Below are 23,958 nucleotides of genomic sequence, written 5' to 3' on the forward strand. Positions count from 1 at the left end.
GGAGGGTGTCGATGAAACCTCAAGCTGGGCGATTCACCGGAATTTCCGTTACCGCGTTTCTCGTCAGCCTATCTGCGGTGCCTGCCTGGGGGCAGGCGTCCACGCCGGCTACAGCACCCTCGCAGGAACCGCAGCCGCCGGCCGCAGCCGCGACCGGTCCGGCCGAAACAGCCGATATCGTCGTGACCGCGCAAAAGCGGTCGGAGCGCCTGCTGGACGTTCCCGCGTCCGTCACCGCCCTTTCGAACGATACGCTGCTGGCGCGGGGCGCAGTCCGCTTCGAGGATTACCAAGCATACATTCCAGGCCTGTCGACCACGGCAGTCGCTCCCGGCTACAATCAGATCAATATCCGCGGAGTGACGACGGGTGCCAACCAGCTTTCGGCTACGGTGGGCACATATTTCGACGAGTCGCCGACCAATTCGAGCACCGCGGCCGCAATCGGCAACAGGCTGACGCCGGACCCCGACCTGCTCGACATTGCCCGGGTCGAGGTGCTGCGCGGCCCGCAGGGGACGCTTTATGGGGCCAACGCACTCGGCGGTGTCGTCAAATACGTATTCGTTCGCCCCGAGTTGAATGAGGTGCACGGACAGGCGCAGCTCGGCATCTCGTCGATCGCGCACGGCGAGACGGGCTATATTGCCCGCGCTGCAATCGGAACGCCGCTCGTCCAGGACACGCTTGGCGTGCGGGTCAGCGGCTTCTACACGCGCGATCCAGGTTTCATCGACAATGTCGCGACCGGCGAAGAAGACGTCGATACCTCGACCAACTTCGGCGGTCGGGTTGCGCTGCTGTGGAGGGCGAGCGACTGGCTGACCGCAACAGCTTCAGCTCTCTACCAGAAGCGCGATACGCAGGGGTTTCCGTCCGAAACCGTTTCTTCGACGACGCTTGAACCTGGCGCCGGCGAATATCGGCAATCCGTTGGCACCGACGAGTTCGTCAGAACGCGCTACCAGCTTTACAACCTCACGCTCGACGCCGACCTCGAGTTTGCGAATGTGGTTTCAGCGACGAGCTACGGACGACAGCAGGTCGACCTGGCCTTCGACTACAGCCCGAATCTGGGAACGGTTCTCGATCTGATCGGCATTCCAGGTGTCCCGTTTGTCTCGCTGCCGATCGACAATGAGGTGAAGAAGTTCACCCAAGAACTCAGGTTGGCCTCGCCCACCGGGAGGATTTTCGAATACATAGTTGGTGGTTACTACACGCACGAGCGCTCCCGCTCGCTCAACGGCGGCACGGCTTTCTTGGCGTCAGGCGAACCGGCGCCTGCCCCGATCAACCCGCTCCAGGAAGTCGACCTCCGGAACCGCTACCGCGAGTTCGCCGTGTTCGCGAACGGGACGATCAACTTCACCGATCGGTTCAGCGTGCAGGCCGGAGGGCGGTGGAGCCGCAACAAGCAGCGCTCGAGCGAGCCGTTGGAAGGACTATTGTTTGGACCCCTCGCCGGAACGATCATAGCCAACCGATCGTCCGAAAGTGCCTGGACCTTCGCAGTGTCGCCTCAGTTCAAGATCACCCGCGATCTCAATGTTTATGCACGCGTAGCAAAGGGGTTCCGTCCGGGCGGCGCGAACCTCGTCCTTCCCGGTGGCGGCGGCACGCCCACCTACAATTCGGACTCGCTGATCAACTACGAGACGGGCATCAAGGCTTCGCTGTTCGATCGGCGGCTCAGCCTCTCGACCGCAGCGTTCTGGATTGATTGGGAGGACATTCAGACGACCGCCAAGGACGCCATTGGGTTTAACTTCCTGATCAACGGCGGGCGCGCGCGAAGCCGCGGCATCGAAACCGAGGCGCGGTGGAACGCTGACGGCCTCAGCCTTGGCGCGAACTTGAGCTATATCGACGCCGAGACGCGCGAGGCGATACCGGCCGTCGGCGCGCAGCGCGGTGATCGCCTGCCCTATAGCCCGCGCTGGTCAGGCGCGATCACCGCCGACTATGAAGTCCCGGTCGACGGTAACATTCGGCCGACGATCGGCGGCGGCGTCCGCTACACCGGCTCACGGCAGGCTTACTATTCGCTGCCGACTGCGACCAATCCCGGCGACCTGCGACTGCCTGGCTATGCGCTTTTCGACCTTCGGGCTGGTCTTCGCTGGGACCGCTACGAAGTGAGCGTGTTTGCGCAGAACATCACGGATAAGCGCGCGATACTTTCGGCGCAGACGGAGGGAGCAAACCCGTTAACCGGCCTGGACGCACGGGCGACCATTGCGCGTCCTCGGACGATTGGCGTCACCTTCGGAGCGGGCTTCTGATCTCCGAGTCTCGGAGGACGAAGCCTCGAGTTGACGCGGAGCGGTACGATGAGGGCCTTGCGGCGCGCGAATAACATTGCCGACTTGCGCGCGCTGGCCCGCCGAAGACTGCCGCGTCCGATATTCGACTATATTGACGGCGGTGCCGACGACGAGGTGACGCTCAGGCGTAACGCAGCGGCATTCGCGCAGTACGAGCTGGTGCCGGACGTGTTGAACGACGTGTCGCGGATCAGGACCGGGACGACGTTGTTCGGCGAGCGGATCGCATGGCCGTTGATGCTTGCGCCGACGGGGTTGACCCGCATGTTCCACGGCCACGCCGAGCTGGCAGTGGCGCGCGCGGCGGCCAGGCATGACCTGCTCTACAGTCTGTCCACCCTGGGAACGACGCGGCTCGAAGCACTGGCGGAGACGTTTGGCGGTCCCAAGGTGTTCCAGATCTACATCTTCAAGGATCGTGGGCTCACGACCGAGTTCGTGGCGCGATGTAAGGAAGCGGGGTTCCATGGGCTCGCGCTGACCGTCGACACTCCGGTAGCAGGTAACCGCGAACGCGACCGGGTTAACGGCCTTTCGCTTCCGCCCCGCCTGACGCTGAAATCGATGCTGAGCTTCGCGCTTCACCCCCGATGGTCATTGCCTGCGCTCACCGGATCTCGGTTCGACCTCGCGAACGTCAGTCACAAGGTCGATGCGCTCGCGGCCGGGCCGATGAGCCTGTTCGACTATATCGGCGGTCAATTCGACCGCGCTGTAACTTGGCGCGACGTGGAATGGCTTGCTGCCGAGTGGGGCGGCCCGCTTGCAATCAAAGGCGTCATGACGCCCGAAGATGCCAAACGGGCGATCGGTTCGGGCGCTACCGGCGTGATGATTTCCAACCATGGCGGCCGCCAGCTCGACGGAGCTCCTGCTCCGATCGATCAAATCGGACTAGTTCGTGATGCAATCGGCGAAGGCCCCGATGTGATTTGTGATGGCGGTGTGCGGCGCGGCTCCGACGTGGTGAAGGCGCTGGCGCTTGGCGCGACCGCTTGCTCGATCGGTCGTCCTTACCTTTACGGGTTGGCGGCCGCCGGCGAAGCAGGCGTGAACCGTGCGCTGTCCCTCCTCTTTGAAGAGTTCGAGCGAACCCTGATCCTTGCCGGCGTCAATGACATTACACAGCTCGGTTGCAGACATATTAGACGATTGAACGAGCTTTGGTGCTGATTTGACGCACTTAGAGCACCCCGCAACTTACCGTGTAAGCGTATAACCCTTTGAATGTTAGCGATGAGGTAAATACCGAAGGTTATCTTCGTTCAGTTAGCCGTCTCAAAGCGTTCGATCCGCTTCCGCCCCAGTAAGCGACGATCAATCCCGTCGCGAACCAACGCCGCTGTCCCCTGTGAAATAGAGCTATGTCTTCGTTATGGACCTCGATGACCTGCTTCGACGCTACTTTTCATCCACCGATCTATCGGAGGTCAGTCCCGACGTGCTGGCCTCGGGTTTGGAGCGCTGTCAGGTAGATCTCGGCCTCGAAAAGGACCGCGGCAAGCGCTTTGCCCTGTGGGCGCTGCTTTACATGCTTGGCTCTGCGCCTGACCTTGAGGCGGCGCTCAAAGATGCTGACGATCGGGAGGCGGCCCGCAATTTCATGGACCTGCTGGCGGCTAGCGAGGGTGAGGGGCAGGGCGGATAGGAGAGCGGCGCCGCGTGCGCCTTCGCCAGGCCACCCGAACCCAATCCGGCTTTTTCGCGAACAGTCCTGAATCAGGTCAGCTGAGGCCGGCAACGCCTTTGCTTCGGGCCGTGTTGGCAGCTGCGCTGCCTGCCCGCACCACCCCTTGCAAACGGCGTTTCCCTTGGGCGCGGGCGCGCCCTGCGGTGCAGTCCTCCCATGCCCTGCTTCTTTCAGCTGTTCGCAAGCCGGAAATGGTTTCCGGTTTGGCACACCGAAGGACCAGTCACATGACCAATCTCGTAATCCTGACCGGCCGTCTCGCCCGCGATCCCGAATCCCGCGAGACCAAGGGCGGAACCTCCGTCACCGGCATCACCGTCGTCACCGACCGACCGCTGCGCGACAAGGACGGCAAGACCTACAAGGATGAAAACGGCTACACCGCCAAGGACAGCGAATTCCACCGGGTGACCTGCTTCAACGGCCTCTCCAAGACCGTCGGGCAGTTCTGCACCAAGGGCCAGCTCGTCTCGGTCCAGGGCCGGCTTCACTACACCCAGTGGGAAGACCAGGATGGCGTCAAGCGCTACGGCTGCGAGATCCTCGCCGACAAGGTCGACTTCCTCTCGCGCGGCAACGCCAGGGATGGCGACGGAGACAACCGCGACGCGCCCGAGATCGACTGACGTCATCGATTAACCGGCGACCGAGAAGGGGCTCTGCCGCAAGCGCGGCAGGGCTCCTTCTCGTGTTGTTCAGGAAGCAGCGGGCGTACCGTTGCGACCGGATGCAGCCGGTTCGCTTCTCAGCCGCCGGAGCGCTTCGGCTTCACCGAGCTTGCCGAGCATCTCGCTGGCCTGTTTGAGGCCCTTCCTCGAGAACGCCTCGATACCTGATCCGAGGATCAGTTGCCCCAGCTCTAGAGCGGCTTTCTCTTCCAGTTCGCGTTGCCGCTCGTCGAGAGCTTGCCGGTCGGCTTCGAGCTTCCTGAGCGCATCGACCGCGCTTCGCTTCGTGGGCATTCGTGGGGTCCTTTCCTCGTCCCCTCTTTGATGCCTCCACCATTCAGTCTGCCGGGCTCATCGGGGTGTAGGAAAGAGTTTTTTTGCGCTTCTCATCGGCCCTCCCTTCATTCGAGAGGTGGGGAATGGTCCTGGCTCACGGATCGTCCATGGTGATGGACTTGCGGCTCCCGCGTCAAGGACGGCGGGGCCCCACCATTTTGCCTCCCCTTCGCTTCGCTTCGGTCCGACAAAATCGTTGCCCCCACCGCCGCTGACGCGGTCGCCCGGAGGGCGATCCTGGACCCGGGATCCGCAAGACCATCGGCCGACCTCCTGTCGTCTCAAGGACAGACAACAGGAGGATATCATGGCTTCACTTGCTCCAATCGCGTCGAACGCGGATAGCTACTTCGAAGCACTGGCGGTTGCCGAACGGCGCGCGCTGCACAGCTACTTCGATCAGCATATCGTCGAGGACGAGACCCTAGGCTACTTCGCGCTCGACGAGGGCGACTACAACGCCCTGCCGGCGCATCTGACAAACCGGGTGGTCCACACCGTGCGCGGGGGAATGCTCGACGAGTTCTGAGGATGAAGAGAGGGCGGGAACCGGCGACGGTTCTTCGCCCTTTTTTCATGCTCGCCGGACGATGGTTCGGGGATGCGGAGCGGGGCTGTGGACGCGCTCTGTCCCGCGCATCTGGCAATGCGCTCCTGAGGGCGCGATCTTCTTGTTCTGGGCCCCGCGCGCACTTGCGAACCGGCGGCGGGTCGGACCAGCGCGCGCGGGCCGAAACGACAGACCCCGTTCCGGCCGCTTCGCACATGATCCTTTGCCGCCGCCTCTTTCGCAGGTGCGATCTCTTGTCGGGCCGGGGCCGAACTCATTTCCTGCTGCCTGAAATCTCGCCGACGAGGGATTGCTCACGCTCCTTAGGCGAAAGGCGGCAAATGCCCTCAAAAACACAGCGTCTTCGGCAACTGGCACTGGCCGCGCAATGGGGAACAGTGGGCACACCGTACGCAGCGGTGCTGCCGGATGTTTCATTGTCTCTTCAATGGGATAAATCCTGATTTCGCGAGATGCAGCAACTGATTTGCCGGTGATGCATGAAGCGGATTCGCAAATTGCGGGTAAATCACTTTGTCATAAAGCCTTGAACAGATGGGCGAACTTTCCGTTTTCCTACAGGCTGCCCGTGATTTAGTCTGATCCTCGCCTTCCGCAGGGTGGACCAGGTTCCTTATCGTTCAAGGAGCTTGGAAAAAGTGCAACGTCATCAAAGTCTGCAAAGCTATGTTCCGCCACTGATCGCGGACTGGATTAGGGACCAGGCGCGCCTCAGGCAGGTCAGCGTCAGCATCGTCGTGCGCGACCTGCTGGTCGCAGCCTGGACCCGTGACAACGATGCGCTTCTGCGCCCCACCGGGGCCGATCCGGAGCGCCAGAGGGTGTTCGCCACAGTCGCGCTCGACGCGCTGCTGACCCACCATTCCGACGAGTCTCTGAGGGAGCGCACTCTCGCCGCCTATCACCGTCGCCTCGAGCGCCTCGGTCTCATTCCGGCTTCCGGCAAGGGAGGCGAGCATGAAGCATAATCTCGTCAACTTCACCCGCGGCAGCCAGCTGCTGGGCCACTTCGGCTTCATGTTTGCGGCGGGCCTCAAGGGACCGCTGCTTGTCACCGTGCTCGTCATTCTCGGCCTTGGCTGGTGGGAGGTCCAATCCTCGCTCAGCGAGCAAGAGGCCTATCTCCTGTGGATGCATCTCTACGCCTCCGCCTACGGTTTCATGGAGTTCGATCCCGCCAAGCTCGTGCACCTCAAACTGGGCAACGGCGAGACCGCCGCCTTTCCCATGTCGGTCGTCACCCAGTACCCGCCGATGCGCGCCGCGGTCGCCGCATTCGGGGAGGCCCTGCAAAGTACGTTCTTGGTTGCAAGCCTGGTCCTCGTCCCGCTGTTCATCGCCTTCTGGTGGATTGCCGAACGCTTCGGCGAGCGCTCGAAACAGAAGAAGCATGTGCGCGGCTCTTCGCTCGCAACGCTGCCCGAACTGGAGCGCGACATCGCCCGCCACAACGCCCGCGAGCGGGCGCGCGAATATGGCAGCGAAATGGGTTGGTCATGGCGTCTGGCCGGTCGCGCATCATTGCGCGAAGCGGGACTCTATACCCCCGCGCATCTCGCCGGCGTGAGCTGGCCGTGGCGACGCGAGCAGAGCCACGCGATGCTGGTCGGGACCACCGGAACCGGCAAGACCGTGGCGCTCACCGATCTCGTTGACGAAATCCGCGAGCGGGGCGAGCGCGCGGTGATATTCGACCTCACCGGGGCCTTTATCGAGACCTTTTACGAGGCGGATCGCGACGTCATTCTCAACCCACTCGACGCCCGCTGCCCGGCGTGGAGCGTGTTCAACGACTGCACGTCGCGCGCCGAATTCCATTCCGCCGCGGAATCGCTCGTGCCCCACGACGGGGGCGGCTCGGAACAGTTCTGGGTGCTTGCCGCGCGCACCATGTTCGTCGAGACCTGCATCAAACTCGCCGCGGAAGGACGGGGCAGCAACCAGGCGCTCGCCGACGAGTTGATGAACGCCGACCTGTCCGATCTGCACAAGCTGCTCGAGGACACGATGGCGGGACCGATCACTACGCCGAGCGCAGCCAAGATGGCGGAATCGGTGCGGGCGGTGTTCAACGTCAACGCCAAGGCGATGCAAATGTTGCCCTCGGACGGAGAGCCGTTTTCGATCCGCAAGTGGGTCAGGGGGACATGCGGACCGGGCTCGCTGCTGTTCCTTTCGGCGCGCTATGTCGACATGAGCGTGCTCTCGCAGTTGCTCACGCTGTGGCTCGATACCGCGATCAACACGTTGATGACCGGGCGGCGCACGCGCGACCTCAAACTGTGGTTCCTGATCGACGAATTGGGGGCTCTGCACCGCCTGCCGTCGCTCGAAAAGGGCCTCCAGACCGCGCGCAACTTCGGCGGCGCAATCGTCACCGGCGTGCATGCCTTCGCCAAGCTCAAGGAGGTCTACGGCGAGAACATGGCGATGACCCTGTCCTCGCTCGCCAGAACCAAGCTGATTCTTGCCACGGCAGACCGTGAAACCGCGACCTGGTGCTCCGATGTCGTTGGGCACCGCGAGGTCCGCGAAATGGAAGAAGGCTACAGCTATGGCTATAACAACGCCCGCGACGCGGTCAGCCTGACACCCCGCCGACAGGTCGTTCCGCTGCTCCTTCCCGACGAGTTCATGGAGCTTGCCAGCCTGTCGGGCTTCATCAAGTTTCCGGATGGATTCCCGGCAGCGCCGGTCACGCTGATCCCGCGCGATTGGCCCCGTTTTGCCGAAGGGTTCATCGCGCGTGAGATGCCATCGCGAACCGGCGCAGCCCACCGCAGCGACAGCGATCGTTCTGATACTCGGGGCAATGCGGAGCATCGCGCAGGGAGCGACGACGAGGGCGGCGAACCGCGCCGTCTGGCGCGCAAGGATCGCCCATCAGTTGAACCGCAGAAGGCACCGTCGCGGAGCAATCGCGCGGCGCAGTCGGACACTCCGAAATCGGGAAGAAGCGGCAAGCAAGCCTCGGCCAAGGCGTCCTTGCCCTCCGATCCGGCAATTGACGTGCGGCTTGCATCAAGGTCTAGCTCCAGGCCGGAAACCGGTGCTCACGCGCAATCCGAATTGCCGCTGGGCGAAGCCAGGGAGAGCCCAAGAGAACCCGCCGGCCTGACGGACAAGCCGTCGCGCCCGGATGTCCCTGATCCGCAAACCTCACAGGATGCGGCACGCGATCGTAACTGCGCCGACCACCGGCAACAGGAGGATCAGCAGCGCGCGCTGCTCGGAGGCGCCGCGCGCGAACAGCAGGACCGCGACCTGGGCGATATCGGGCCCGATATCTGATCGCCTGGCGGGAGGCTTGAGGGGCCAAACGGGATCCGCCGCCAATGCTCTCTGTCGCCAATGTCCGCTCGCCGTCGGCCGCCGCGAGCTACTTCGCCGCTGACAATTACTACGCCAGAGCCGATGCCGACCGGTCGGGCCAGTGGATCGGCAAAGGCGCCGATCTGCTGGGCCTGAAGGGCCGCGTCGAGACCAAAGCCTTCGATGCGCTGTTGCGCGGCGAGCTACCCGACGGATCGAACGTCGGCAATCACGGCCAGTGGCATCGGCCCGGCACCGACCTCACCTTTTCGCTGCCCAAGAGCTGGTCGCTGCTGGCTCTCCTCGGCAAGGACGAGCGGATCGTCGAAGCCTACCGCGAAGCGGTCATCGAGACGCTCGCCTGGGCGGAAAAGAATGCTGCCGAAACCAGGCTAGTCGAGAAGGGGCAGGTGCGCACGGTCGCCACCGGCAACCTTGCCATCGGTCTGTTCCAGCACGACACCAACCGCAACCAGGAGCCCAATCTGCATTTTCATGCGGTCGTCGCCAACGTGACTCGGGGCCCCGACGGCGTGTGGCGCACGCTCAAGAACGACCGGCTATGGTCCCTGAACACGCTCCTCAATTCGATCGCGATGGCGCGGTTTCGCACGAGCGTCGAGAAGCTCGGCTACGAGACCGGTCCGGCGCTCAAGCACGGCAATTTCGAGGCGCGGGGGATCGGCCGCGAACAGCTGATGGCATTCTCCACCCGGCGGCAGGAAGTGCTCGATGCGCGCCGTGGCTCGGGACTGGAGGCCGGGCGGATTGCCGCCTTGGCGACCCGTTCAGCGAAGGAGGCGATCGAGGATCGCGGCGCGCTCGCCGTTCGCTGGGATCAGGCGGCAAAGGAGATCGGTCTTGACCTCGAGCCGCTGGTCGAATCCGCGCATCTGCGGGCGGCGTCGCAGGAGAGGGAGGCCGCGCGGCCGGCCACACTGGTCGAGCGCGGTATCGCCCGCCTGCGGGAATTTGCCGCGCGCATTTCGGGCGAAGAGCGCGACCCGCTGGTGCCGAGCCATGTCTTGAAGAAAGGTCCCGAAGCCATCGCGGCGGCGCAGGCGGTCGCCTCTGGCGTGCGCCATCTCTCACAGCGCGAGGCAGGCTTCGAGCGCGAAGCGCTTTACAAGGCGGCGCTCGACTTCGGTCTGCCGACGACGATCTCCCACGTCGAAACCGCCGTCCGCTCACTGGTCCGCTCGGGCCATCTTCTGGAGGGGACGGGCAAGCACAGGGGCTGGGTCACGAGCCGTGAGGCGGTTGAAGTCGAGACGCGCATCCTTGCCTGGGCGGCCGAAGGCAAAGGCGCGATCGAGCCCGGTATCGCGGAAAGTGAGGCAACCAGCCGCGTCCAGGCGTCGGCCCAGGTCAACCACGGGTTCAAGCTCAACGAGGGACAACTCGGCGCCGCCCGGCTGATCCTGTCGTCGGCCGATCGCACCATCGCCATCCAAGGCGTCGCGGGTGCCGGCAAGTCGAGCGTGCTGAAGCCGGTGGCCGAAGTGCTGCGCGAAGAAGGGCATCCGGTGATCGGCCTCGCGGTGCAGAACACGCTGGTGCAGATGCTCGAGCGGGACACGGGCATTCGTTCGCAGACGCTCGCCCGCTTCCTCAAGGACTGGGACAAGCTGATCGACGAGCCGGGAAATGGCCCTAGTCACAATGAGGCGAAGGCAGCCTTGAGGGACTATATCCTGGTGCTCGATGAGGCCTCGATGGTCTCGAACGCAGACAAGGAACAGCTGCTCCGCATCGCCAACCTGGCCGGCGTGCACCGCCTGGTCCTGATGGGCGATCGCAAGCAGCTCGGAGCGGTCGATGCCGGAAAGCCGTTCGCGCTGCTTCAGCAGGGCGGGATCGCCAAGGCAGAGATGAACACCAATCTGCGCGGCCGCGACCCCGTTCTCCGGCAGGCGCAGGCGGCCGCACAGGCAGGTCTTGTGCGATCGGCGCTCGACCATCTCAAGGAGCACACCGTCGAAACCGAGGGCGAGGGCGCGATCGTCGCGGCGGAACACTGGCTCGCGCTTCCCCCCTCTGAGCGCAAGCACACAGCGATCTATGCCTCGGGCCGCAACATTCGCTCTGCGGTCAACGAGGCGGTCCAACGCGGCCTGCAGGCGAACGGAGAAATCGGCCCCGAGAAGATCGCACTCGACATGCTCGATCGCGTGAACTTCACCCGCGAGGAATTGCGTTACCTAGCTGCCTACCGGCCAGGCATGGTGCTTGAGGTCGCGAAGGCGGAGCGTACCTTGGGGCTCAAGCGCGGCGAGTATGCTGTCTGCGGCATCGATGAGGCGAAAGGCATCGTTCGGCTTGAGGACGAGCGCGGCCGGCAGCATGCGTTTAGGCCAGCCCGGATGCAGAAGGCCGACAAGGACGGCAATCTGGTGCTGTTCGAACGGCGCGAGCTCGAAATTCACCGTAGCGACCAGATCCGCTGGACGCGCAACGATCACCAGCGCGGACTGCTCAATGCCGACCGCGCCAAGGTCGTTTCAATCGAGCGGGGTCGGTTGACGGTCGAGACCTCGAAGGGCGAGCAGCTCCAGCTGAAGCAGGGAGACCCGATGCTGAAGCGGATCGATCTCGCCTATGCGCTCAACGCGCACATGGCGCAGGGGCTGACATCCGACCGGGGCATCGCCGTCATGGACAGCCGCGAGCGCAATCTCTCGAACCAGCAGACGTTTCTGGTGACCGCGACGCGTCTGCGCGATCATCTGACGCTGGTGGTAGACAGCGCGGCGAAGCTGGCAGGCGCGGTGGCACGCAACAAGGGCGAGAAAGCTTCGGCGCTGGAGGTGATCGAGCGCCTGCGAAATGCCGCTGCTATCGGAGTGTCGAAGGGCCTTGGCGAGCAGCCGGGGCGCGATACCGAGCGTGAACTGTCTCGCGAAAAGACCCGGGCAATCGATATCGGGATTTAGGCGCGGCTACTCGCAGTCTGTGCCATCATTGTCGCGATCGAGGTGGCTCCCGTAGCCGGGCTGCCCCCGCCGGACCGGGCGGCGTCGGCCTTCCGCGCGGCGGTGCAGTTCGGGTAGTACACCTCGCCGCCTGCGCGCTGAGGACTGGCCGGTTGCGCGGAGCTCTGCCCCAGATGACAATGCCGGCCGCCATTCTTGCGGTCGTTGTAGCAGCCATTGGCCGCAAGACCTCCGGAGTGCGCCACGACTTGCGCGCTCGGCGGTGTGCACCAAACGTCCGGATTGCGCCCCAATAGCGGCCATAAAGTCAGGCGAGGACACGCCTGAAAGCTGCCGTTCCAAAGTTTCGTCTGATTGAGGAAAATAAGCCTTCAATCGCAATAGGTCGAAAAATTTTCTTCGCGATGCGTCTTGGTCGCTGAAGTGAGGCGCATGAAATCCTCGTTAAGTTCGGCTTTGCCGTATCGTGACCGTGCACGAATTAAGTTGCTCCTTCATTATGACTTTCGGATGAGCACCACCCCAGCAATCACAAGCGCGCCGCCAGCCAGAAGCCAGGATTGATCGACAAGCAACGCGCTAGCTATGATCAATGCGGCAGCTAGAGGGCCTTTCAAGGACTGACGCTCATTGCGAAGTCCAGTGAGCTGCTCGATACTGAGCGGATCGAGCTGAACCGGCACATATCCTGACTTTGCGATCGAGTTCGCAGTGGCAAGTATGTCGGGCAAGGACGCCGACAAACCCAGCAGCTGACCGCGAAGTCTCTTCAAACCCGACCGAGCGCTGCCGAGCGAGAACCGCTCGGCGAGAAGCTCCGTCATGATCGGCCGGGTCTCTTCGGCGATGTTGTAGTCCGGTGCCAGCGATCGGACGAAGCCCTCTGCAGTCAACAAGGTACGCAGAAGAATGGCCAGATCAGGTGGCAGAACCAGTCGATAATCCCGCAACAGGTCGAAAACGCGGGAAAAAATCTGCGAGAACTCGATGCCAGATAGCACGGTCCCCCTGAACTCTCCGATCAACTGATCCAGATCCACCGCGAGCGCATCGCGATCCACCTTCGGCTCCCCCGCCCATGCGAGCAGGACATTCGCGACATCGCTGGTTTCCTCACCAGCGATCGCAAGCACGAGGCGGACGATCTCGTCGCGCCTGGCCTTGGTGAGCGTCCCGACCGATCCAAAGTCGATGAAGCCGACATCCTGCTCGCCGATCATGAAGACGTTACCGGGATGGGGGTCGCCGTGAAATTCGCCGTTCAGGATGATCATCCGCAGGACAGCGTTGGCATAGCTTTTAGCGAAAGCCGCCACCCGCGGGTCGCCCGATGGGCTGCCCAGCGAAGACGCGGGCCTGCCGTACAGGCGTTCCTGAACGTTCACCCGCAGCCCGGTCAGTTCCCAATGGATGGCCGGGGTCCTGACGCCGATGGTATCGAGATATGCGCCGATCCGCTCGCAGGCTCGGGATTCCGCAGCGAGGTCCATCTCCCAGGCAAGATTGCGGCCGAAGGTCCGCAGAAACTCGACTGGCCGGTAACGCGCGATGTCCGGCGACCGTGCTTCCACGATCCCGGCAAGGCGTATAAGGAGGCGCACATCAGCCTCCATCCGAGCGGCAGTGCCTGGCCGCCGAACCTTCACGATGACCTCGCTTCCGTCCCGCAGTCTGGCGGAATAGGTTTGCGCTATGGAGGCAGAGGCCAAAGGCTTTTCGTCGAACTGCGCAAAGTCGCTCCGCCAGTCCTCACCCCAGCTTGAAGCAAGTACGGGCTCGATATCTGCGAAGGGCACTGACGACACCTGATCGTGCAGGGTTGAGAATGCCGTGATCCAGTGTTCGGTAAACAGATCGCTTCGGGTGGCGAGGAGTTGCCCCAGCTTTATGCCGACTGGCCCGATGTCACGGAGGAACGCCACAACTGCAGCCGGACGAAATTCGCGAGGATCGATGACATTGCTCGAAGAGGGAATAAATCCGAGGGCTCCGGCGAGATTCTTCGCGCCGTGCCTCATTAGGATTTGGCCGATCTCCGCGGCGCGAGCGATGCTGCTGATAGGCTTTTCCGGGGGCGATGCCATGATTTTACTCAGCCTCGGCCCGGAGTTGGTCCAGATTTTCCGATACCCTTGCAAGAATCTGCTGCAACGTTTGCTTCTCGTCGGCGGCAATGTCGCGCCAAAGCAGACCATGAAGCCTATCCGCGGAGCCTCTCAGTTCGGGCAGCAGATCGTCAAGCCGCTCCGTGAGGATGAGCTGCCACGCTCGCCGATCCGTCTCAGCTCGAAGCCTTTTCATCAGCCCGCGTGCGCAAAGACCTGCAACCGCCTGGCCGATGGTCGCCGATTCCAGTTCCAGTTTCTTGGCGATTTCAGCCTGCGTAAGAGCAGGATCGCGAAGAAGTTGTCCGATGATCCTCCACTGTGTCTGATTGAGACCGATCCTGGCGACCCTCGCATCGTACACTCTGCGCGCGCCGCGACTGATCTCGTCCATAAGATAGAGAATGCGGTCATCATCGGTGATGACCTTCTGCCGACGCTGAGACCGTGACATGGTATCTGGTTTTTCATCCACAGCGCTGTGTAGTCGGATAGCCTCGGATGCCCAAATGCAAACTGCTAAATGCCTTTACTATCTGACTCACGGCTCATAGGGCGCGAGACGCGTTCACCTTTTACTGAGGCTGCCGAAAGAGTCAGATGACCGATAACTCCAACCAACCGGAGCAGGAGGGCACAACCCCAACGAAACCGCAATCGCGGCGTGGCTTGCGCATCGTGCTAATCATCGTTGGTCTTGCCGTGCTGCTTGGCGGGATCTGGTGGTACTACCGGCACGTAACCTACGGACAGTACATGCAGTCGACCGATAACGCCTATGTCGCTGCCGACAGCGTCGTTATCTCTTCCAAGGTAGCGGGATACGTCGAAGAGGTCTTCGTGGGGGAGAACGAGCAGGTTGCTCGCGGCGGAGCCCTCGTACAGCTGGATCTGCGGGATTATCAGGCGCAAGCGCAACAGGCGCGCGCACAGATCGCTGCGACCCTGGCCGGTGCCGACACAATCCGTTCTCAGGTAGCCGAACAGGATGCAGCCATTCGCCAGGCGCGGGGCCAACTCGCCGCCGCGCGCGCAGCACTGGACCTCGCGAACGACCAGGTGGCGCGATATCGGCCCCTTGCCGCGACAGGAGCCGAACCGCGGGAAAAGCTAGACCAGTATGAGGCGCAGGCGCGGCAAGCGCGGGCCGAACTCGTCGCCGCGCAGGCGGCGGTGGCTGCCGCGACCGCGCGCCGAGGGACCCTGTTCGAGCAGATCAACCAGACCCAGGCGCAGGCAGACGCTGCTCGCGCTCAGCTGGAAACAGCCGACCTTACGGTTGAATCGACCTTGCTGCGCGCCAGCAAGGCCGGCCGCGTCGGCGATCTCTCGGTGAGGGTGGGCCAGTTCGTGCAACCGGGTCAACGTTTGATGACGGTGGTTCCGGTGAGGGCGATCTACGTGACGGCAAACTTCAAGGAAACGCAGGTCGGCCTGATCCGGGCTGGCCAAAGCGTCAGGCTCGAAGTTGACGCCCTACCCGACCTTGAGATCGCGGGACAAGTGGACAGCATATCGCCGGGAACGGGCGCGGAATTTTCCATCCTCCCCCCCGAAAATGCCACCGGCAACTTTACCAAGATCGTTCAACGGATACCCGTCCGCATCGCTATCGATGCTCCCCCTGAAGTGCGGCGTCTGCTCGTTCCCGGCATGTCGGTAGTGGCTACGGTCGACACCCGGAATGCTGCCGGCGAATTGGAAGAGATCTCGAGTCGGACTCAATGACCGAGATACTGGCAGCGCAGGACACTTCGATCGGGCCGGCCGGGGGCCGAAAGAACGCAGACGTGACTGCCTGGGTCGCTGTGGCCGCGGGCGCGCTTGGCGCCATGCTCGCGACGCTGGACATCTCGATCGTCAATTCGGCTCTTCCGGTCATTCAGGGCGAGATCGGGGCCAGCGGGACAGAAGGAACCTGGATCGCAACTTCGTTTCTTGTCGCTGAAATCGTCGTCATTCCGCTGAGCGCCTGGCTGGAACGGCTGTTCGGTCTGCGAACCCTTCTCATTATAGCGGTCAGCGCGTTCACCGCTTTTTCGGTGCTATGCGGGGTTGCCACCGACCTTACTACCATGATCATCGGCCGCACGGGCCAGGGCTTCACGGGCGGTGTCCTCATTCCGACCGCAATGACTATTGTGGCTAAACGATTGCCGCCGCACCAACAGCCAATCGGAATGGCCCTGTTCGGCATGACTGTGGTTCTTGGCCCCGTGATGGGGCCATTGATCGGCGGCTGGCTGACCGAGAACCTGAGCTGGCACTATGCCTTTTTCGTCAATGTGCCAGTCTGCGCAATCCTGCTGCTCCTGCTGTTTATCGGGCTGCCTCACGAGAAGCCCAAGTGGGAATATCTCACGGACGCCGATTGGGCTGGCATTCTCGGGCTGATCCTCGGACTGGGCGGTCTGACTGTTGTACTCGAGGAAGGGCACCATGAGGAATGGTTCGAGTCCTCACTCATTCGCTGGCTAACGGTGGTGACCATTATCGGCTTTGCCTGTTTGATTTACGGACAAGTGAAAGCAAGCAAGCCGGTCTTGAAACTTCGGCTTCTGCTCAATCGACAGTTCGCCAGCGTCGCGATCATGGCGCTCGCCCTGGGCATGGTGATGTATGGTTCGACCTATGTCATTCCGCAGTTTCTGGCGATCATCTCTGACTTTAATGCTTTTCAGACGGGACTGGTCATCTTCTGGATGGGTGTCCCGGCCTTTCTCCTCATGCCGGTTCTGCCCCTGATGATCCGCAAGGTGGACATCCGCATTGCCGTCGGCACCGGAATGCTGCTGATGGCGATCAGCTGCTTTGTCAGCACGAGTCTGACTGCCGAATCCGGCGGCGCTGTCTTCACTGAAAGTCAGCTTATCCGCGGGGCCGGAATGATACTTGCGATGATGTTCCTGAATCAGGCAACGGTTGCGTCGGTGGCCAAGGAAGACGCGGGCGATGCCTCGGGCATTTTCAACGCGGCCCGCAATCTTGGCGGATCATTCGCCCTTTCGGCCCTCGCTTCGTTCCAGGACCAGCGAATTTGGCACCATACGAGGCGCATGGAAGAAACGCTGAATGCGAACAGCGTTTCGCTGCAGACCTATCTCGACGGACTGGCGCGAAGCCTGGGCGATATGGAACGAGCGATGGCGGCACTCGGCGGCACTCTCCAGCGCGAAGCGTTCATCATGACCTACAATGACGTCTTTCTGGTGATGGGACTTCTCACACTCGCGACGGTCCCGCTTGCCCTGTTCCTCAAGCCGCTCCCGAAAAATGTCTCCCTTTCGATGCACTGAGCCCGAGATTATGCGCCACTTGCTACCTCCGCTTGTCACTATCGCCTTGCTAGCTGGATGCACGGCAGGGCCCGATTATGCAGGCCCCCCGGAAGTTGTGTCAGCAGACACGGGCGCTCGCTTTGTGCGCGCTGGCAGCGATGTGAGCGCATCTGATCCGGTTGTCGCTCAATGGTGGCTGCTGCTCGGCGATCCCGAGTTGACGCGGCTGGTGGAGGCTGCGCTGTCCGGCAACCCCTCGCTCGCCGCAGCGCAGGCGCGCATTGCTCAGGCACGGGCATCCATCAGGCAAGACCGTGCGGGTCGAATGCCAACGCTTGGGGCACAGGCCACTACCGTGCAGGGCCGGCTTCCTGGTCTCGACCTTCAAGGCGGGGCGCCCCCCCCGTCAGAGCAAACCAATCCTGACGCAGAAACCGATGACTCGCTCAGCTTTTACAATGTGGGCCTTAACGCGAACTGGGAGCTGGAGTTTGCCGGTGGCTCGCGCAGGCGTATTGAGGCCGGCAATGCCCAAGCTGCTGCAACGGTAGCCAATGCAGAGGACGCAAAGGTCCAGTTGACTGCCCAAGTGGCCAGCACCTACGTCAATTTGCGGGAGGCCCAATTCCGCGCAGAGCAATTTGAGGCGCAGATTTCGTTGCAGGAAGAGATCCTGGCGCTGACATACCAACGCTATCAGCGCGGTGCATTGCCGCTTTTCCCGGTAGGCACCGCGAATGCCGAACTGGAGGTGCTCAAGTCACAACTTGCCGAAGCTGAAGCGGATATCGCAGTCCTGTCTGATGCGCTCGCTATACTGACCGGACAGGTGCCGGGATCAGCTGATGCAGCGCTCACGACTGTGCGCTCCATTCCCATGCCGCCAGAGCAGGTCGCGATTGGCGATCCGGCAAGCCTGGTGGCGCGTCGGCCTGACATAAGGGCGGCCGAACGGTCTCTTGCCGCGTCGACGGCGCGGATCGGGGTGGCCGAGGCGGCGCGGTTCCCGAAATTGTCCTTCACAGGGATCCTGGGCCTCGGCGGATCCTCGTTGGACGACGTTGTCGATGTCGGCGAATTCTCCGCACTCGCGATCCCGCGCCTCCAGTGGAATTTTCTGGATTTCGGCAGGGTAGACGCTGCGATCGACCAAGCCGGGGCGGCGCGCAACGAAGCAGTCGCCAATTACCAGCAGACGGTGCTTCTGGCACTGCAAGACGCCGAACGTGCCTTGGCTCGCTTCGGCCAGCAGCGTGTTGCGCTCGCTGCCAGTATGCAAATCAAGAAGCAGGCTGACGGCGCGGCGGACCTGAACCGCCAACGTTTTGCCGCAGGAGCGATCTCGAAGGCTGACCTCAACCGGGCCCTGCGAGAACAGCAGCAGGCCTCAGCAGACCTCGTCCGGGCAAAAGGTGCCCTTACGCTGGCGTGGATCGCGCTGCAGAAGTCGCTGGGCCTTGGGTGGCAAGAGCCTGTTCGAGATCAATAGTCCCGCCGCGCTGATCAAGTGATCCGGTTGACGAGAAGTAGGCGCCCCTGCCGCTGGCGACCAACTTGTCGTCGGGCTCGAGAACCCGGGTTTCGGCCACCGAAATCTGTCGCCCGATCTTCACGATCTGTCCGTGAGCAGTGAGAGGTCCTGAGGTTGCAGGACGGTGGTAATCGACATGCAGATCGGCCGTCGCTCTCGCCGCGACGCCCCCGGCAAGCAGAGTATAAAGCCCGGTGAGGTCGACCAGTGAAGCCAGGATCCCTCCATGCGCCGACCCAATCATAGGGTTCGACACGATCTCTTCGCGCCATGGCATGGTGATCGCGATTGACTGGTCGGAGCATGTCGCAATCTCCAGCCCAAGCCATCGGTGAAACGGCGCGATATGCAGCATTTCCTGCAAGCGCTCTCGATCGATCATAGCTCCCTCGTCCCCTGTGGCTGAGCCGTATCGGATGAGTGATGGCACCCTAGGAAATCGACGATAGCGGCGGAGAAGGCATCGTTCGCATCGCCCACGACCATGTGCGTGGCATCGGCAATATCGGTGTATTCTGCATGGGGGGCGAGTTGTCGCAGATGCAAAACGGCCTCTTCGGAAACAAGATCGCTAGAGCCGCCTCGGATGAGGTGAAGCGGAAGCGTGAGATTCGCCGCAGCTTGGCTCAGCATTGCCGATTGACGTTCTTGGCTGTCTGGGTCGCCTTGTCTGGCTGACATTATATTACGGATAAACACCGGGTCCCAGTGCCAATAGAAGCGCCCATCCGACTTCTGCCGCAGATAGTTTTTCAGACCATCGCTCGCGCCCCGCTTGGGACGATGCGGCATGTAGCGAGCGATCACGTCGGCCGCCTCCTCTGGTGAGGCGAAGCCGCTATCGACATGCTCTTCCATGAAACCAACCACGCGCATCACACCGCTGGGCTCCATGCGCGGGGCAATGTCGACCAATGTGAGTGAAGCAAAGCTACCTGGAGCAAGCTCCCCTGCGGCAATCAGTCCAGCGAGCCCGCCCAGTGAAGCGCCGACCAGCGCTGGCTTCTGGTCCAGGCGCGACGCTGCAGCGACCAGATCCGCCGCGAAGTCGCGCATTTCATAAGCTCCGCATGGCGACCAATCGCTGTCTCCGTGACCGCGCATGTCGAAGGCGATTGCGCGAAAGCCGGCTTGAGCCAGCTCGCTGACCACCCTTCTCCACGCGCGCCGTGTCTGCCCGCCGCCGTGCGCAAGAAGGACGGGTTTAGCGTAGGCATCCCCCTCAGCCTCGGCTGTAAGAGAAATCGCGCCTGCGCCCTCAATCGTAAAGGTTTCTCTCGCCATCTCTGGATGGTAGGAAAGGCGCGCTAAATAGTAAACCGATTTAGTTTGTGGCTCTCGGCTCCGTGTTGGCTGTCCTGCAGGGCGTTTCAACGACGGCAAAAGTCTATGCCAAGAGGGGTTTCTCCAGACCATTCTCTAATGCACCGGCTTGCGATTCGGTCAGCAGTCGCTGTCCGCTTAATCCGCTCAAAGATATAAAAGCTGCCTTTCCGCTTCCGGCCCAAATCCAGCCGCGACGCTCTACGCCGATCGCCGTCGGTGGCAGCCCTTTTCTTTTCCGACGCTTACCCCCAATATGCTCACGGAGGGCACGTGGACGCTGACGAATTCATCGCAAAGTGGCAGGTATCAGGGGGCAATGAGCGCGCGAACACGCAGCTGTTCGTGACCGACCTGTGTGCGCTGCTCGGCGTCGACCAGCCGCAGCCGACGCAGAGCGATACCGTGCGCAACGACTACGTGTTCGAGCGCCACGTGGTAAAAGCCGAGATCGACGGTACTACCTCCAATGGCTGGATCGACCTCTACAAGCGTGACTGCTTCATCCTCGAAGCTAAGCAGGGCAGCGCTGCAGACGCCAACGCAGTGGACGAGGGCCGGGGCGATGCCTTGCGCGACCTCTTCGGCCAAACCGCCGCTGAGCGCTTCAAGCGCGGCATGGCGAAGCGCGGCACTGAGCAATGGACTGGCGCCATGTTGCGCGCTGCCGGCCAGGCCGATGGTTATGCCCGTGCCCTTCCCGAAGGTCACGGCTGGCCACCGTTCCTGCTGGTGAGTGATATCGGCTATTGCATCGACGTCTATGCCAACTTCGCCTGCGACGGGCGGCCCTACGTCCCGTTCCCGGACCGCCGGCGGTTCCGCATCACGCTGGAGGACTTGCGCGACGAAGACGTACGCACGCGACTGGCGGCGATCTGGACCGCCCCCATGTCGCTCGACCCTTCAGCCGAGGCGGCGCGCGTCACGCGCGAGGTGGCCAACCATCTCGCCGCTTTGGCCAAGAATATCGAGGCGCGCGAGCAGAACCCCGACCGCGTTGCCGCCTTCCTGATGCGCCTGCTGTTCACGATGTTCGCCGAGGACACGCGCCTTATTCCGAAGAAGAGCTTCAGTGCGCTGCTGGCGAAGGTGCGCGACCGGCCCGAGAACCTGCCGCCGCAACTCACCGATCTTTGGAAGGCGATGGACAAAGGTCGCTTTACCGGCGCGCTAGGCGAAGCGGGCGAGACCGTGCGCCGGTTCAACGGCTACCTGTTCAAGGATACCACGGCGATTGCGCTGACCACGGGTGAGATCGACGTGCTGCTCGGGGCGGCCAAGGCTGACTGGCGGCAGGTCGAGCCGGCGATCTTCGGGACTCTACTGGAGCGCGCGCTCAACCCAAAGGAGCGGGCGAAGCTTGGCGCGCATTACACCCCGCGCGCCTACGTCGAGCGGCTGGTCGGGCCGACGATCATGGAGCCGCTGCGCGAGGACTGGCTTGGCGCCCGCACGGCAGCGATGGAAGCGGCCGAGGCGGGCGACCGGGAGAAGGCGCGGCGGCTCGTCGAGGCGTTCCACGGGCAGCTGGCGCAGACCAAGGTGCTCGATCCCGCCTGCGGCACGGGCAATTTCCTCTACGTCGCATTGGCGCGGATGAAGGAGCTCGAAGGTGAAGTGCTCGAGCTACTCGAGGAACTAGGCGACGAGCGCTACCTTGCCGAGCTGTCCGGCCACACGATCACCCCGGAGAACTTCCTCGGTATCGAGATCAACCCGCGCGCGGCGGAGATCGCCCAGCTGGTGCTGTGGATCGGCTATCTCCAATGGCACTTCCGGGTGAACGGCGAGGATCGAATGCCGGAGCCGCCGGTGCTGCGCGACGTGAAGACCATCGAGTGCAGGGATGCGCTGATTGAGTGGGATAGGCGCGAGCTAGTTCGCGACGATCAAAATCGGCCCGTTACGCGTTGGGACGGCACTACAATGAAGCGCCAAGCGTCGACAAATCGGCTGATCCCAGACGAGTCGGCGCGCGCGGAGATCTATAGATACATCGAGCCAAGACAGGCGCGATGGCCGGACGCCAATTTCATAATCGGCAATCCTCCTTTCATCGGGTGCCGTCGGATGCGTAAGCGACTTAGTTCGCCTTACGTGGACGCCTTGCGGTTGGCCTACAACGATCTCTCCGGCGAAATCGACTTTGTGACCTATTGGTGGGCACGGTCCGCGATGCTTGTCGGCATAGGGAAGGTGCGGCGCTTCGGACTAATAACGACCAAGACGATCGCGCAGCCTAGCAACCGTTCGGTCTTACGTGAGCACCTTGAGAAGGATCGTGGACGTCTGATCCACCTTAAATTCGCAATCCCCAATCATCCCTGGCACGATCAAGAGACGACTGCCTCGGTGCGAATTGCGATGACCGTTGGCGCAGCCGGCGACAGCGCAGGCTGTTTGTGGACAATAAAAACCGAGAGCCGGCGGAGTGGCACAACTTATCTAGATTTTGACACTCGGATGGGACGGATCAATGTTGACCTAACTATCGGCCCGCAAGTGGCTTCAGCAACAGCGCTTAAGTCCAACTCCAAGATCTGTTGGATGGGCGTAAAAATGTCCGGCGAAGGCTTCAAAATAAGTTCAGCTCGTCGCGACGCTTTCGAGCGAGAGGGCGTCCCCTTGGACCGGATGCCCCGGGTCTTCGCGGGAACCGACGTGAGTGAACTTCGCGCCTGGATTTTTGCTCTGGATTTCTTTGATTTTTCTGAGGACGAGGTGAAGCGGAACTATCCGACAGTCTATGATCACCTTTTGACCTACGTAAAGCCCGAGCGCGATCACAACGATCGTGAAGCGTACAGTGAAGAGTGGTGGCGTTTCGTAGAACCCAGGCCGCGCCTGCGGGCCTCGACCCGAGACCTGCAGCGCTACATTGTTACCTCCGAGACTCACACGCACCCCATCTTCACGTTCGTAGAGAGTCGCCAACTCATCATCGATGGGTCTGTAATTGCAGTGGCGTCAGACGACGCTTGGATTCTGGCAGTCCTCTCCAGCCGCATTCACGAATTCTGGGCGTTACGCGCCGGCGGGAGACAAGGCGCGGGTGATGATCCTCGTTACCAGAATGAAATGTGCTTCGATCCCTTTCCTTTCCCGGACCCCTCCGACGAAACGCTCAAGTTCCGCATCCGCGACGCCGCCGAAAAGCTCGACGCCTTGCGCAAGGACGTGCTCGCGCGGCACGAGGACCTCACGCTGACCAAGCTCTACAACGCGCTCGAAGCGCTGCGCGCTGCCGAGGCGGCGGCGAAGGTGTTGTCCGACAAGGATCGCGACGTGGTGGGGCGCGGCTGCGTCTCGCTGATCCGGCAATACCACGAAGAGATCGATGCGGGGGTGGCCGAGGCCTATCGCTGGCCGGCCGACCTGAGCGAGGAGGAAATCCTAGACCGGCTCGTCGCGCTCAACAAGGAGCGGGCGGCGGAGGAAGCAAAGGGCAAGGTGCGCTGGCTTCGCCCTGAATTCCAGGCACCCACATATGTCGCGCCAGTCGAGCAGGCGGCGCTGGCGCTGCCCCAAGCGGAAAAGCCAGGCATCGAGATCCTCGAATGGCCCAGGGCATTGCCCGAGCAGGTGGTAGTGGTGGCGAGCGTGGTCGCGCGCGCTGAGAAACCCCTCGGTGCGGGAGAAATCGCGCGGGCTTTCAGAGGCAAGCGTGCGGCCACGGTGGTGCCGGTGCTCGATGCGTTGGCGGGCATGGGCCGGGTGCGCAAACTGCAGGATGGCCGCTACGCGGCGTGAGCCGTCCCTACCCACATAGCGGCTAACCGATCAGGAGAGCCGAAGTGGGCAATCTTTCAAGCGGAGGCTGCGAAGGGCTGGCTTTCCGGATCGTGAGCCAACGTCAGACCGGCCGGTTCCGGCCCATCCTG

General features: G+C 62.4%; 18 protein-coding genes. 12 read left to right on the forward strand and 6 right to left on the reverse strand.

The features are described 5' to 3' along the window. Nucleotides 1-11: 11 nt before the first annotated feature. From D4766_RS09135 to D4766_RS09150, 4 genes are all read left to right on the forward strand, one after another. A complete protein-coding gene (locus tag D4766_RS09135; RefSeq protein WP_120717182.1) occupies nt 12-2,285 on the forward strand; it encodes a TonB-dependent receptor in 2,274 nt (757 codons plus the stop codon). An 84-nt stretch (nt 2,286-2,369) separates the two neighbouring features. Further along, nucleotides 2,370-3,500, forward strand: a complete 1,131-nt coding sequence (locus tag D4766_RS09140; RefSeq protein WP_234024756.1) for an alpha-hydroxy acid oxidase — start codon at nt 2,370-2,372, stop codon at nt 3,498-3,500. 202 nt (nt 3,501-3,702) lie between these two features. Then, complete coding sequence (locus D4766_RS09145) at nt 3,703-3,975, forward strand: hypothetical protein (protein WP_120717184.1); 273 nt, start codon at nt 3,703-3,705, stop codon at nt 3,973-3,975. A 269-nt stretch (nt 3,976-4,244) separates the two neighbouring features. Further along, nucleotides 4,245-4,643, forward strand: coding sequence for a single-stranded DNA-binding protein (locus tag D4766_RS09150; protein ID WP_120717185.1), 399 nt, complete (start codon nt 4,245-4,247; stop codon nt 4,641-4,643). A gap of 69 nt (nt 4,644-4,712) precedes the next feature. On the opposite strand, the gene D4766_RS09155 is transcribed toward D4766_RS09150, so the two are convergent. Beyond that, entirely contained in the window at nt 4,713-4,979 is a 267-nt protein-coding gene (locus tag D4766_RS09155) for a DUF6437 family protein (RefSeq protein WP_120717186.1), read from the reverse strand. A 349-nt stretch (nt 4,980-5,328) separates the two neighbouring features. Between D4766_RS09155 and D4766_RS09160 the strand changes: the two genes are divergently transcribed. The 4 genes from D4766_RS09160 (at nt 5,329) to mobF (ending at nt 11,837) form a co-directional block, all read left to right on the forward strand. Next, nucleotides 5,329-5,550, forward strand: coding sequence for a hypothetical protein (locus tag D4766_RS09160; protein ID WP_120717187.1), 222 nt, complete (start codon nt 5,329-5,331; stop codon nt 5,548-5,550). A gap of 680 nt (nt 5,551-6,230) precedes the next feature. Next, nucleotides 6,231-6,560 (forward strand): hypothetical protein, encoded by a 330-nt coding sequence (locus D4766_RS09165; protein ID WP_120718150.1) that lies wholly within the window; start codon nt 6,231-6,233, stop codon nt 6,558-6,560. Further along, nucleotides 6,550-8,883 (forward strand): type IV secretion system DNA-binding domain-containing protein, encoded by a 2,334-nt coding sequence (locus D4766_RS09170; protein ID WP_120717188.1) that lies wholly within the window; start codon nt 6,550-6,552, stop codon nt 8,881-8,883. The genes D4766_RS09165 and D4766_RS09170 overlap by 11 nt, the downstream gene beginning before the upstream one ends. Before the next feature lie 44 nt (nt 8,884-8,927). After that, the gene (gene mobF, locus D4766_RS09175) at nt 8,928-11,837 is read left to right on the forward strand and encodes a MobF family relaxase (protein WP_120717189.1); all 2,910 of its coding nucleotides are present in this window, start codon (nt 8,928-8,930) and stop codon (nt 11,835-11,837) included. Nucleotides 11,838-11,843: 6 nt separating this feature from the next. On the opposite strand, the gene D4766_RS14220 is transcribed toward mobF, so the two are convergent. From D4766_RS14220 to D4766_RS14225, 3 genes are all read right to left on the reverse strand, one after another. After that, nucleotides 11,844-12,017 (reverse strand): excalibur calcium-binding domain-containing protein, encoded by a 174-nt coding sequence (locus D4766_RS14220; RefSeq protein WP_407701511.1) that lies wholly within the window; start codon nt 12,015-12,017, stop codon nt 11,844-11,846. A gap of 317 nt (nt 12,018-12,334) precedes the next feature. Continuing rightward, entirely contained in the window at nt 12,335-13,921 is a 1,587-nt protein-coding gene (locus D4766_RS09185) for an ABC1 kinase family protein (protein WP_120717191.1), read from the reverse strand. 4 nt (nt 13,922-13,925) lie between these two features. After that, a complete protein-coding gene (locus D4766_RS14225; protein WP_120717192.1) occupies nt 13,926-14,396 on the reverse strand; it encodes a MarR family winged helix-turn-helix transcriptional regulator in 471 nt (156 codons plus the stop codon). Between the two features lie 146 nt (nt 14,397-14,542). Between D4766_RS14225 and D4766_RS09195 the strand changes: the two genes are divergently transcribed. Genes D4766_RS09195 through D4766_RS09205 form a run of 3 tightly spaced genes read left to right on the forward strand, consistent with a single transcriptional unit; the run spans nt 14,543 to nt 18,709 of the window. Further along, nucleotides 14,543-15,670 (forward strand): HlyD family secretion protein, encoded by a 1,128-nt coding sequence (locus tag D4766_RS09195; RefSeq protein ID WP_120717193.1) that lies wholly within the window; start codon nt 14,543-14,545, stop codon nt 15,668-15,670. Continuing rightward, nucleotides 15,667-17,238 carry an MDR family MFS transporter gene (locus D4766_RS09200; protein ID WP_120717194.1) on the forward strand — a complete coding sequence of 524 codons (1,572 nt, stop codon included), beginning with the start codon at nt 15,667-15,669 and terminating at the stop codon, nt 17,236-17,238. Before D4766_RS09195 ends, D4766_RS09200 begins: the two co-directional genes overlap by 4 nt. A 10-nt stretch (nt 17,239-17,248) precedes the next feature. After that, nucleotides 17,249-18,709, forward strand: a complete 1,461-nt coding sequence (locus tag D4766_RS09205) for an efflux transporter outer membrane subunit (RefSeq protein WP_120717195.1) — start codon at nt 17,249-17,251, stop codon at nt 18,707-18,709. On the opposite strand, the gene D4766_RS09210 is transcribed toward D4766_RS09205, so the two are convergent. Beyond that, nucleotides 18,639-19,133: a hotdog fold thioesterase gene (locus D4766_RS09210; protein ID WP_120717196.1), complete on the reverse strand. Its 495-nt coding sequence runs from the start codon at nt 19,131-19,133 to the stop codon at nt 18,639-18,641. The genes D4766_RS09205 and D4766_RS09210 overlap by 71 nt on opposite strands. After that, complete coding sequence (locus D4766_RS09215) at nt 19,130-20,035, reverse strand: alpha/beta fold hydrolase (RefSeq protein WP_120717197.1); 906 nt, start codon at nt 20,033-20,035, stop codon at nt 19,130-19,132. Before D4766_RS09215 ends, D4766_RS09210 begins: the two co-directional genes overlap by 4 nt. Before the next feature lie 312 nt (nt 20,036-20,347). Between D4766_RS09215 and D4766_RS09220 the strand changes: the two genes are divergently transcribed. Continuing rightward, a complete protein-coding gene (locus tag D4766_RS09220) occupies nt 20,348-23,827 on the forward strand; it encodes a class I SAM-dependent DNA methyltransferase (protein WP_120717198.1) in 3,480 nt (1,159 codons plus the stop codon). Nucleotides 23,828-23,958 lie beyond the last annotated feature (131 nt).

The organism is Tsuneonella amylolytica, from assembly GCF_003626915.1.
In the GTDB taxonomy this organism is placed as follows: Bacteria; Pseudomonadota; Alphaproteobacteria; order Sphingomonadales; family Sphingomonadaceae; genus Tsuneonella; species Tsuneonella amylolytica.

Coding starts and splice junctions, on each gene's coding strand:
- D4766_RS14225 (WP_120717192.1), bottom strand. CDS start 14,396: ATGTCACGGTCTCAGCGTCGGCAGAAGGTCATCACCGATGATGACCGC.
- D4766_RS09150 (WP_120717185.1), top strand. CDS start 4,245: ATGACCAATCTCGTAATCCTGACCGGCCGTCTCGCCCGCGATCCCGAA.
- D4766_RS09135 (WP_120717182.1), top strand. CDS start 12: ATGAAACCTCAAGCTGGGCGATTCACCGGAATTTCCGTTACCGCGTTT.
- D4766_RS09160 (WP_120717187.1), top strand. CDS start 5,329: ATGGCTTCACTTGCTCCAATCGCGTCGAACGCGGATAGCTACTTCGAA.
- D4766_RS09145 (WP_120717184.1), top strand. CDS start 3,703: ATGGACCTCGATGACCTGCTTCGACGCTACTTTTCATCCACCGATCTA.
- D4766_RS09170 (WP_120717188.1), top strand. CDS start 6,550: ATGAAGCATAATCTCGTCAACTTCACCCGCGGCAGCCAGCTGCTGGGC.
- mobF (WP_120717189.1), top strand. CDS start 8,928: ATGCTCTCTGTCGCCAATGTCCGCTCGCCGTCGGCCGCCGCGAGCTAC.
- D4766_RS09185 (WP_120717191.1), bottom strand. CDS start 13,921: ATGGCATCGCCCCCGGAAAAGCCTATCAGCAGCATCGCTCGCGCCGCG.
- D4766_RS09200 (WP_120717194.1), top strand. CDS start 15,667: ATGACCGAGATACTGGCAGCGCAGGACACTTCGATCGGGCCGGCCGGG.
- D4766_RS09195 (WP_120717193.1), top strand. CDS start 14,543: ATGACCGATAACTCCAACCAACCGGAGCAGGAGGGCACAACCCCAACG.
- D4766_RS09210 (WP_120717196.1), bottom strand. CDS start 19,133: ATGATCGATCGAGAGCGCTTGCAGGAAATGCTGCATATCGCGCCGTTT.
- D4766_RS09215 (WP_120717197.1), bottom strand. CDS start 20,035: ATGGCGAGAGAAACCTTTACGATTGAGGGCGCAGGCGCGATTTCTCTT.
- D4766_RS09205 (WP_120717195.1), top strand. CDS start 17,249: ATGCGCCACTTGCTACCTCCGCTTGTCACTATCGCCTTGCTAGCTGGA.
- D4766_RS09155 (WP_120717186.1), bottom strand. CDS start 4,979: ATGCCCACGAAGCGAAGCGCGGTCGATGCGCTCAGGAAGCTCGAAGCC.